The organism is Clostridium sp. 1001270J_160509_D11 (genome assembly GCF_015667935.1).
GTDB lineage: Bacteria > Bacillota > Clostridia > Peptostreptococcales > Peptostreptococcaceae > Intestinibacter.
The window spans coordinates 1-7,526 of sequence record NZ_JADPET010000144.1 but is presented as its reverse complement, the minus strand read 5'-3'; the positions used below and the strand labels follow the sequence as shown (position 1 = coordinate 7,526).

Annotated in this window: 8 protein-coding genes; 4 read left to right on the top strand and 4 right to left on the bottom strand. The window is 29.6% G+C overall.

Annotated features, from left to right (window positions below; translation table 11 throughout):
• Positions 1 to 1,011, bottom strand: a 1,011-nt coding sequence (locus tag I4U58_RS11590; RefSeq protein WP_243269619.1) for a beta-ketoacyl-ACP synthase III, incomplete at its 3' end; no start/stop codon positions are given.
• Positions 1,012 to 1,319: 308 nt separating this feature from the next.
• Here I4U58_RS11590 and I4U58_RS11585 point away from each other — a divergent pair.
• From I4U58_RS11585 to I4U58_RS13975, 3 genes are all read left to right on the top strand, one after another.
• Complete coding sequence (locus tag I4U58_RS11585) at positions 1,320 to 2,375, top strand: nitronate monooxygenase (RefSeq protein ID WP_195931504.1); 1,056 nt, start codon at positions 1,320 to 1,322, stop codon at positions 2,373 to 2,375.
• A 144-nt stretch (positions 2,376 to 2,519) separates the two neighbouring features.
• Complete coding sequence (locus I4U58_RS13980) at positions 2,520 to 2,723, top strand: carboxymuconolactone decarboxylase family protein (protein ID WP_207743882.1); 204 nt, start codon at positions 2,520 to 2,522, stop codon at positions 2,721 to 2,723.
• The gene (locus I4U58_RS13975) at positions 2,689 to 2,907 is read left to right on the top strand and encodes a hypothetical protein (protein ID WP_207743881.1); all 219 of its coding nucleotides are present in this window, start codon (positions 2,689 to 2,691) and stop codon (positions 2,905 to 2,907) included. The genes I4U58_RS13980 and I4U58_RS13975 overlap by 35 nt, the downstream gene beginning before the upstream one ends.
• Positions 2,908 to 3,049: 142 nt before the next feature.
• Here the strand turns inward: I4U58_RS13975 and I4U58_RS11575 are convergent, their stop codons facing one another.
• The 3 genes from I4U58_RS11575 to hydG all read right to left on the bottom strand — a co-directional run bounded on the left by I4U58_RS11575 (position 3,050) and on the right by hydG (position 6,192).
• Positions 3,050 to 4,375 (bottom strand): sodium-dependent transporter, encoded by a 1,326-nt coding sequence (locus I4U58_RS11575; protein WP_195931503.1) that lies wholly within the window; start codon positions 4,373 to 4,375, stop codon positions 3,050 to 3,052.
• A gap of 17 nt (positions 4,376 to 4,392) precedes the next feature.
• A complete protein-coding gene (locus I4U58_RS11570) occupies positions 4,393 to 4,593 on the bottom strand; it encodes a hypothetical protein (RefSeq protein WP_195931502.1) in 201 nt (66 codons plus the stop codon).
• Between the two features lie 168 nt (positions 4,594 to 4,761).
• Positions 4,762 to 6,192 (bottom strand): [FeFe] hydrogenase H-cluster radical SAM maturase HydG, encoded by a 1,431-nt coding sequence (gene hydG, locus I4U58_RS11565; protein WP_195931501.1) that lies wholly within the window; start codon positions 6,190 to 6,192, stop codon positions 4,762 to 4,764.
• A 432-nt stretch (positions 6,193 to 6,624) separates the two neighbouring features.
• On the opposite strand from hydG, the gene I4U58_RS11560 reads away from it, so the two are divergent.
• Positions 6,625 to 7,479 (top strand): DUF2232 domain-containing protein, encoded by an 855-nt coding sequence (locus tag I4U58_RS11560; RefSeq protein WP_195931500.1) that lies wholly within the window; start codon positions 6,625 to 6,627, stop codon positions 7,477 to 7,479.
• Positions 7,480 to 7,526 lie beyond the last annotated feature (47 nt).

Here is a 7,526-nt window from a genome sequence, read left to right as displayed (position 1 = left end):
ATTGTAGTTTTCTTCAAATTCTTTAAATATATCTCTCAATACATCCATTAACTCTAACTTATATTCATGGTATTGTACCCCAAATCCAACTGCAATTAATTTATCTTCTTTTTTAAGCAAATTCTTTTCACTCATTTCGCTTATTGCAATTGGTATTGATGCTGCTGAAGTATTTCCATATTCATCTATATTTATATAGAATTTATCCACAGGAATTTCTAACTTCTTGGCAGCAAATTGAATAATTCTTTCATTCGCCTGGTGCGGTATTATATAAGCTATATCTTCTAGACTTAAATCATTATCTCTTAAAATTTGCTTTATTAGACTTACTATCTCAACTGTTGCAAATTTAAAAATCTCACTTCCATTCATATTTAAGTATGGATTCATTCTTATTTTTTCATCGATATATGGGTTTGTTAAATCCTTAGCGCCAATAGTGAGATTTTCCCACTTTATTCCTTTTGATTTACATATGACATCTAAAATCCCTTTATTTTCACTAAGTGATAAGACCACAGCCCCAGCACCATCTCCAAATAAAACACATGTTGATCTATCATTCCAATCAATTGATTTTGATAAAGTTTCAGCACCGATTACTAAAGCTTTTTTTATATTATTTGAAACCATTATAGATTTCGCAACATTAATTCCATATATAAATCCAGAACATGCAGCACCTAAATCAAATGCAAATGCATTTTTTGCTCCTATATTTTTCTGAACTATACAAGCTGTAGCAGGTGTATACATATCTGGTGTGCATGTGGCAACGATTATTAAATCTATGTCACATACATCTATATTCGAATCATGAATTGCATTTAAAGCTGCTTTTGATGCTATATCTGATGTATTTTCATTTGTAGTAATATGCCTTTGTTTTATACCAGTTCTTGAAACTATCCATTCATCACTCGTTTCTACAATCTGACTTAACATATTGTTAGTAACTATTTTTGATGGAATATATTTTCCAACACCAGCTATAACTACATTGTTCATCTATTCCCCCCTCTTTTAGTTACAAAATATTTGTTTTTACAATTATTTATACATTAAATATTTTGATTATCAAAATTTATTATGAACAAAATATATTATATTCAAACAAAAAAGTCAACTATATTTTTTATAGTCATAACTCTCAAAGAATATAAAAATATTGAAAACACTAATTTTGCAAAACTTATGTTTTTTTAAAAAACATTATAATTTACCTATTAAAAATATTTTTCTTTATTTAGATAATTTTTTATAGTATAATGAGCTCAATCTTAGTAAACCTTTTATATCCTATAGGGAGGAAACTTATGAAACCATTAATAATTGGAGATTTAATTATAAAAACACCTGTAATTCAAGGTGGAATGGGAATTGGAATATCCAGAGAAAATCTTGCATCAGCTGTTAGTAATGCTGGAGGACTTGGAGTAATTTCAGGTATAAATATAGGATATGATGAAGAAGGATTTAATAAAGATCCGCTTTCTACAAATCTAAAATCATTAAAAAAACATATACAAAAAGCAAAAGAATTATCAAATAACAAACCTCTAGGTATAAATCTTATGGTTGCTATGAATTTTTATGAAGAACATGTAAAAACTGCTATCGAAGCTGGAATTGATATTATAATATCAGGTGCCGGACTTCCTATAAAATTGCCGAAATTTATAGGAAATTCAAACGTTAAAATTGCACCAATAGTATCTTCTGCTAAGGCATGCAAATTATTACTTAAAATGTGGGATAAAAAATATAATAAAACTGCTGATATGATAGTAGTTGAAGGACCAAAAGCTGGTGGTCATCTAGGATTTCATAGAGATGATTTAAAAGATATAGATTCTATAGATTATGATGGAGAATTTATGAGAATATTAGAAATCACAAAAGAATATGGCCAAAAATACGACAAAGAAATACCAGTAATAGCCGCTGGTGGTATTTCAACAAGCTCTTATGTGAAAAAATATATAAATATGGGAGCTGCAGGAGTACAAGTCGGAACTTTATTTGTAGCAACAGAAGAATGTGATGCAAATATAACCTTCAAAAATACATATATCAAATGCAAAAAAGAAGATATAAAAATCATTAAGAGTCCAGTTGGTCTTCCTGGAAGAGCTATTTACAATAAATTTTTAGAAAAACTTGAATCAAATAAACCTAAAATAAAAAAATGCTATAACTGTATGGAAACATGTAATCCTTCATCTACGCCTTACTGTATATCTCAAGCACTTATAAATGCGGTAAATGGTGATATAGATAATGCCCTTTTATTTTGTGGTGCTGAGACTTATAAAATAAATAAAATTAAAACTGTAAAAAAAGTTGTAGATGAATTAATATCAGGAATTTAATAACTTAGATGCTGTTCCTGAAACAGGTGCAATCGTATTTGCAACATTCCCAAAAGTAAAAAATACAACAGGATTCCCAGCGCGTGTGTTTGCAATATATGAAGTTTAAATTTTAAAATAAATTAATTTCGAAGGTTATAAATTATGTCTTATGAATATGATGAACAACACATAAGATTTCTAAAATTAAAAGAATCACTATTCGACAAAGAAACTACTTATCTAAGTACTATAGATAAAGAGATGATGGGACTTGTAATATCATCAACAAACGGGTGCACATATTGCCTAACTACACATGGTGATATACTACGTGGCCTTACAAAAAGTAGACACACTTACATATAATTATAGAATAGCTAAACTAACAGACAAACAACGTGCTCTTTGCGACTTTGCCTATTTTACAACTGCAAAACCTAGAGAAATCGACAAAGACCAAGTTGAAAAATTAAGAGCTGTTGGATTTAACGACCATGAAATACTAGAAGCATCATTTGTCGTAGGATTTTTCAATTATACAAATAGATGAGTTAGTTCTATAGGTGTTACCTAACCCTGGTAACTTTAATCATAATAGAAATTTTAAATAATGATAATCTTGTTTCACTTAAAATGGCAATGCTAATTAATAGCACTGCCATTTTTTAATAATTATTTAATTTATATTAATCTTACCCAATACCACCTAACAGTATTCCGACTACAAATACAAATATAGATATAAATACATAAACGTATTTAGCTGTAGATTTAAACCAAGAACCTAATGTTTTGCTTGAACCTGTTTCTATTTCTGCTTTTGCCTTGTCAACTCCGATTACCCAGAAGAACATAACACCAGCGATAAATGCTCCAAGTGGCGCTATATATATAGATGAGAAATCTAATAATGTTCCTAAAATATTTCCGTCCTCTACGAATAAACCTATAGCAAATGCTACTATACATACACCTATTACAGCTATTTTTCTATCTATATACAAATTATTTTGTATAGCTTCAATTGGCACTTCTAATAAACATACAAGTGTAGTTATAGATGCACAAATTAATGATATAAAGAATAATATCGCAAATACTCTACCAAAAGGCATTAATTTAAATACTGATGGCAATGTTATAAATAATAGTGGTGGTCCTGATGCTGGATCTAGACCAAACGCAAATACTGAAGGTATTATAACAAGTGCTGCTGTTAATGCTGCAATTGTATCAAATAATACTGTTTTTCTAGCACCATCTATTATATCCATATCTCTACCTAAATAACTTCCATATACAAGCATCCCAGAACCTGATAAAGATAGTGAGAAAAATGCTTGTCCTAATGCATATATCCATGTTTTTGGTTGAGATAAAAACTCCCATTTAGGTATAAATAGATATTTAAATCCATCCATAGCACCATCTAGTGTGCAAACTCTGACTAAAAGTATTAAAAATAATACATAAAATGCTGGCATCATTACTTTGTTTATCTTTTCAATTCCTGAAGATATTCCAAATAATGATACTATTAACACTATTAGTAATGCTATAAAGTGCCATGGTACGCTTCCAAATGAACCTGATATTTGTCCAAAATATGCTCTAGAATCTGTTGCAGTTAATGCACTTCCTGTTATATATCCAACTAAAAATCTTATAAACCAGCCTACTACTATTGCATATCCAACTGCTATTATAAATGTCCCTACTACAGGAATTACTCCTAATACTTTTCCACCTTTTTTCCCCTTAGTTTGTAAGGCTTTGTCAAATGCACCGATTGGACCTGATTGCATCATTCTACCAAATGCAAATTCGCCCATCAATCCTGTTGAGCCTAAAAGAATTATAAATATTATATAAGGTATTAAAAATGCAGCTCCACCATATTGACCTATTCTGTATGGAAATAACCATATGTTTCCCATTCCAACTGCAGAACCTACACATGCTAAGATAAATCCTATATTAGAAGTAAAACTGTCCCTTTTTGTTAAAGTTTGTTCCATATCATTTGTGATTTAGACTAAGATCTAAAATCACGTTCCCCCTCTTCTATTTTTACTAATTTTTCTTCTACTATTTCTCTTACTTTTTCGCTTGGTAATTTATTAAGTTCTTCTTTTATTAATGTAGTTCCTTCTTTGTCTTTATTGTGTTCATCATATCCACCGACACTAGTTTTTGAACCAGCACCCATTTGAGATACGCCTAAATGTAGTGCCATTTTTCTAGCTTCTGCAGATTCTCTTCTGAGTCAGTCTAACTAAATGGTAGCACTGTTTACAAAATACAGCAACATTTCTTGATATTTATACATTTTTCTTCTTATTTATACAAAAAGAGAAAACAGATTTAATCCGTTTTCTCTCTATCACTCAATAATTTATATAAATTAGAATCTAAAGTCACGTTCTCCTTGTGCTATTTTTACTAATCTTTCTCCAACAATTTCTCTAGTTCTATCTCTTGGTATTTTCTTAACTTCTTTTTGTATTAAATCTTCACCAGCTTTTGTAGTATCATCACTTGCATAATCTTCTAGATATTCTTTTAATGTCATAAGTGCGTTTGGTTGACAACAGTTGGCGATTTGGCCACTCTTACATAGTGACATAAATCTATCTCCTGTTCTACCTTCTCTATAACAGGCAGTGCAGAAACTTGGAATATATCCCATTTTTAATAACCAGTTTACAACTTCATCTAATGTTCTATCATCATCTACATCAAATTGCGCACTTGTTACTTCTTCTTTTACTCCTAGCTCTCTATCTGCATATCCTCCAACACTTGTTGAAGATGCTCCACTTATTTGAGATATACCTAGATGTAATACTTTTTCTCTAGTTTTTTGTGATTCTCTAGTAGATACTATCATACCTGTATAAGGAACTGCTAGACGTATTATTGCTACGATTTTTTGGAATATTTCATCTGATAGTGCATCTGGGAAATCTGCTGGGTCTATATCATCTGCTGGTCTAAGTCTTGGCACTGATATTGTATGTGGTCCAACACCAAATCTTGCTTCTAGATGTTCTGCATGCATTAATATTCCTACTAATTCATATTTATATGTGCTAAGACCATATAAAACGCCTAGTCCTACATCATCTATTCCACCTTCCATCGCTCTATCCATTGCCTCTGTATGGTATGCGTAGTCGTGTTTTGGTCCTGTTGGATGTAGTTTTTCATATGAATCTTTGTTGTAAGTTTCTTGGAATAATATATATGTACCTATTCCAGCTTCTTTTAATTTTCTATAATTTTCAACTGTTGTCGCTGCTATATTTACATTTACTCTACGGATTGCCCCATTTTTATGTTTTATGCTGTAGATAGTATTTATACATTCTAGTATATACTCGATTGGATTGTTTACTGGGTCTTCTCCTGCCTCTAGTGCTAGTCTTTTATGTCCCATATCTTGAAGTACTATTACTTCTCTTCTTATTTCATCTTGTGTTAATTTCTTTCTCGCTATAGTTTTATTTTTAGCATGATATGGACAATATACACATCCATTCACACAGTAATTTGAAAGATATAGTGGTGCGAACATTACTATACGATTACCATAAAATCTTTTTTTAAGGTCTTCAGCTAATTTGAACATTCTGTCTGTCAATTCTTCATCATCACATTCTAAAAGAACTGCTGCCTCTCTATGAGTTAACCCCTTTGCTCTATTAGCCTTGTCTAATATTCCTTCAATTAATTCTTTGTTCCCCTTGTTCTTTTTAGCATACTCTAATGATTCTAAAATTTCCTCATTATTTATAAATTCTTCTGCCTTACATGATTTTGGATCATATCCCATTTTTATTTCCCCCAATTTATTGAATTTTTTAGACTGAATAAAGGTAAAATGGTATGAATTTCTGCATAAAACAAAAATACCCCTGTATATACAAAGGCATAATCATACTATACATTTTGTATATCACCATCTTTTTACCTAAGAAGATTCTCTTGTAATTAGATTGATACAATTTAAATTTTCTTTCCTATTGGTTATATACTTTTAGGTCAGCCATACTTAAATGGTAGCATTATAGTTAGATTTCAGCAATATTTAAATAATTTTTTATAAACTTTACATAATTCTTTATTTTTTTCTAAATTTATATATAACTGCTCTTTTTATGTATATTTTTTATATTAAGCGTCAGAATTATTTATTAAATAGTTCATATTAATTTGTATAATAGATAAGAGAATGTTTAACAAATTTATAACAGGAGATGAAATAATGAATAGTACGACAAAGAATTTGACACTTGCATCTATACTTACTTCACTATGTGTAGTAATAACTATTTTTGCATTGTCGACAGGTATTGGTTATGGACTTTATCTCGATTTTGCCATACCAATATTTTTTGCTATAGTTTATTTAAAATGTGGTGGTAAATATAGCATATTAAGTGGAATAGTTTCCGTTTTACTTGTGTTTATTGTAGTGGGCGACCTCACTGGTGCACTATTTATGAGTCAAAGCTTTTTACTTGGGATAGTATGTGCTTATTTTATGGACAAAGATAGTATTTTAATGGAAGATATATTTTTCTCTTCAATCTTTAGCACAATTCTTATAATGGTAATCGACATATACACTAAGGCTTTAAGTGGGACTAGTATTATTACTGAATTCCAAGAAATGATTGCTTGGTTTCCATATAAAGAATATGTCAATATTGTTTTTTATTGTTTAATAGCATTTTATTGTTCTGGAATGTGTTTTTCTATATACTATCTATCTTTATTCTTAGGTAAAAAACTAAAACTTTTAACACCAAATGCACAGAAAAAATATTATATATTCAGGAATTTAAAATTATTCAATAGATTTTTATGTTTTAAAAGAAATACCTTTTATTCATGTTGCCTTTATATAGTATTTATAGATATGTTGAATCTTTTTAACTTCGATATAAAATTTATTTACCTTAGAATTATTTTAATATCAGTTCAATACATAGCTTATTATTATGTGATTAGAGATTCATTAATTATTATAAAAGATTTTATAATTACTCATACTAAAAAGGTTCTCTATCTCAGATTATTTATGTGGATATTGCTTGGTGTTAGCCATATCTTATGATGTACTTGTAAGTTTTTTACTCCTCCACACTTAGCACAACATCCATG

Coding starts and splice junctions, on each gene's coding strand:
- I4U58_RS11585 (WP_195931504.1), top strand. CDS start 1,320: ATGAAACCATTAATAATTGGAGATTTAATTATAAAAACACCTGTAATT.
- I4U58_RS13980 (WP_207743882.1), top strand. CDS start 2,520: ATGTCTTATGAATATGATGAACAACACATAAGATTTCTAAAATTAAAA.
- I4U58_RS11575 (WP_195931503.1), bottom strand. CDS start 4,375: ATGGAACAAACTTTAACAAAAAGGGACAGTTTTACTTCTAATATAGGA.
- I4U58_RS11570 (WP_195931502.1), bottom strand. CDS start 4,593: ATGGCACTACATTTAGGCGTATCTCAAATGGGTGCTGGTTCAAAAACT.
- hydG (WP_195931501.1), bottom strand. CDS start 6,192: ATGGGATATGATCCAAAATCATGTAAGGCAGAAGAATTTATAAATAAT.
- I4U58_RS11560 (WP_195931500.1), top strand. CDS start 6,625: ATGAATAGTACGACAAAGAATTTGACACTTGCATCTATACTTACTTCA.